Source organism: Bradyrhizobium sp., assembly GCF_016462955.1.
Taxonomy (GTDB): Bacteria; Pseudomonadota; Alphaproteobacteria; order Rhizobiales; family Xanthobacteraceae; genus Bradyrhizobium.
Genome location: NZ_JAEMSD010000663.1, coordinates 1 through 3,101, shown reverse-complemented (window position 1 = coordinate 3,101; position 3,101 = coordinate 1). Strand labels below are relative to the sequence as shown.

Below are 3,101 nucleotides of genomic sequence, written 5' to 3'. Positions count from 1 at the left end.
CGCGGCTCTTCTCGACGCTGATGGTGCCGAGATCGGAGAAGATCATCTGCGCGGCGCCAGGCAAGTCGAAGGGCTTGCCATCTGTCCGCGTGTAGTTGTTCTCGGCTGTCTCGTTCCAGATGCGGAAGGCATTGCCGACGAGCAGGTTCAGCTTGTTGTCGGCCTCGTTGTCGCTATCCGGATCAACCAGACGCAGGTCGATTGCGGCGTGGCGGCCGTCGGTGATGACTGACAGCAGGATGTCATCGCCGGGCTCGGGTGCGCGGTCGCGCTCTTCGATCGCCTTGATGCGCTCGCCGAGCCGGATCTGGTAGCGCTTGAATGCCGGCGACGGCTTCGCAGTCAGGATCTGGCGCTTGCCGGTCGAGACCGCCGGCACCTTCACGTACTGACGCAGGTCATCCGGCATCACCACGTCTGCAAAGGAGCGGAACATGGCGATGAGCTCCGGCACGTTCACGAAGGTGGCAAAGCGCGTCACCGGCTTGTATTTGCCGGATGGCTGCAGCTCAAGTTCGGTCGTGACGTCGCCAAATGTGCTCGCCCAAGCGTCGAACTCGTGCAGGCCATGCTCGAGGAGCGCCTCATAGCCGAGGTAGCGCTGGACCGAGAACATCTCGCCGAGCGTGTTGGTGATCGGCGTGCCAGAGGCGAGCACCAGCGCGCGGCCAGGGTTCTTCGTCTCGATGAAGCGGGATTTGACGTACAGGTCCCAGGCGCGCTGTGAGCCGTTCGGATCTACGCCCTTCAGCGTCGACATGTTGGTCGCGAAGGAGAGCTTCCTGAACTCCTGCGCCTCGTCGACGATGATCTGATCGACGCCAATTTCGGAAATGGTCAGCAGGTCGTCCTTGCGGGTCGAAAGCGATTCCAGGCGCTCCTGCAGGCCCTCCTTCAATCGCTCGAGGCGCTTGCGCGAGACGCGGTCGTCACTCTCGACCTTGGTCAGAAGGGTCTCGTAGAGTTCGAGCTCGTCCTGGATCATCTGCTGCTCGAACGCCGATGGCACGGCGATAAAGCGGAATGCGCTGTGCGTGATAATAATCGCGTCCCAGGTCGCGGTCGCCGCGCGCGCGAGGAAACGGTGCCGCTTGTCCTTGGTAAAATTGGTCTCGTCGGCGACGAGGATACGGGCGTTCGGATAAAGTGCGAGGAACTCGCGTGCGGCCTGCGCCAGGCAATGGCCGGGCACGACCAGCATCGCCTTGGCGACGAGGCCAAGCCGGCGCTGCTCCATGATGGCAGCCGCCATGGTTATGGTCTTGCCGGCCCCGACCGCGTGGGCGAGATAGGTCGAGCCAACCGAGACGATGCGCCAGATGCCGCGCTTCTGGTGCCCATAAAGCACAAAGGCGGCTGAGGCACCCGGAAGCTTCAGGTGCGAGCCGTCGAAGGCTCGTGGCGCGATGTTGTTGAAGCGCTCGTTATAGACGCGCGCCAAGCGGTCGGCGCGATCGGGATCAGACCAGATCCAGCGCTGGAAAGCGTCCTTGATCTTTTGCAGCTTCGTCTTGGCCGCCTCGGTGTCGACAACATTGAGGACGCGGCGCTCGCTGTCGCCGTCCTTGACCGTATCGAAAATCTGCGGCACGCGGCTGTTCAGCGCGTCGGCGAGAAGCTCGCCGGCGTGCCGGCGGTCGGTGCCCCACTCTGATGTGCCGGCCGCTGTCCAGCCGAGCTGGCGGGCCTCCACGGTCCACGATGCGAGCTCCGGCATGTGGTGAATCCTGATCTCGGCGTCCATTGTCGCCTTGACGAAGGCGACGACGTCGGCGGCCGGAATCCACGGCGCGCCCAGACGCGCCGTGATGTCTGACGGCCTGAGGTCCGCGGGCTGCACGCCTTGCAGCGCCGTGACGTTGCGTTCGTAGGAGAGGTCGAGCGCGGCAGCGGCCTCCGCAACCTTCAGCTTGTCCCGCACGTGACCAGAGAGATAGTCGTCAGCCGTATGCCACGAGCCGTTAGCGGGATCGCGAAAGACGGCACTCCCTAGTTCGGCGACGACGTCGTCGCGGTCCCGATGCAGCAGCTCGGCGATGTGGTCGATGTCGACGCGCCCGCGCTCGTTGAGAACAACGGCCAGCGCGTCGGTTGCGCTGGTGATCACCGGCGGGGCAGGCGGCGAGATCACGCGCTCGGTGAAGATCGGCCCAGGCTTTGCGGTGTTGGTCTCGAGGTCATAGTCCTCGATCGAGGCGACCAGCCAGCAATCGGGATCGTCGAGGAAGGGCTGGATGTTCGGCCGGCGGTGCGTCTCGCGCACCTCGCCGCTCTCCTCGTCCTCGGCGGTCGAGACCGTCGTGAAATTGATCGGGCCGAAGTCCCGAACGAAGTTCGACCAGGCGATGCGCAGCCTGACCTGCGCGTCCTTCCACGGTCGGTCGAGCTCCTGCGCCTTCAAGACCTCGCGCACAGCGTCGCGGACCGGGATCAGCTTCCGGATCATGCGCACGTGCTTTTCCGGAATGCCGTCGGCGCTGCGGCCTTTGCGCGCTTTCACCGCGACCGGCTGGCCGTCGAGGACCTGCATCAAGCCGTGGGCCTTGTCAAAGAAGTAGCTGCCCTCGCGCACGTGGCGATCGGCAGGCCAATCGACGTCACAGGGATCACCGGCTTCTGCCAGGTCGGGATCGATCACCTCCGGCTCGCCGTCATAGACGGCTTCCGGCAAGAAGCCGATGGCGGCTTTGAGTGTCGCTTCGAGATCCTCATCGTCGCGCGGCAGACATGTATAGGCCTCGCCGAACGGACCGGACGCGAGCGCGTGCGCGCCGAGCACGAAGTCCGGGCGCTGCACGAACCATCTGTTCACGCGGATCGCGCTCTCGTCTTCCGCCGCCAGCCGAACCTCGTCGAGGTCGAGCCATGACAGGTCGCCTTCGGCGTCGCCGACCTTGCGCTTGCGGAAGAACAGGATGTCGACGAAAACGTCGGTGCCGGCGCTGGCGCGGAAGCTACCCTCGGGCAGGCGAATGGCTGCGACCAGGTCGGCCGACTTCGCGATGTGCTGACGCGCCGAGGCGTCCGCCTTGTCCATCGTGCCGGAGCTCGTGACGAAGGCGGCGAGGGCGCCGGGCTTCAGGAGGTCGATTGCCCTGGCG

General features: G+C 65.0%; 1 protein-coding gene. It reads right to left on the bottom strand.

Going from position 1 to position 3,101, the window contains the following annotated elements; translation table 11 throughout:
• The coding region (locus JHD07_RS36485; RefSeq protein WP_291631004.1) for a DEAD/DEAH box helicase family protein at positions 1–3,101 on the bottom strand (3,101 nt) is incomplete at both ends.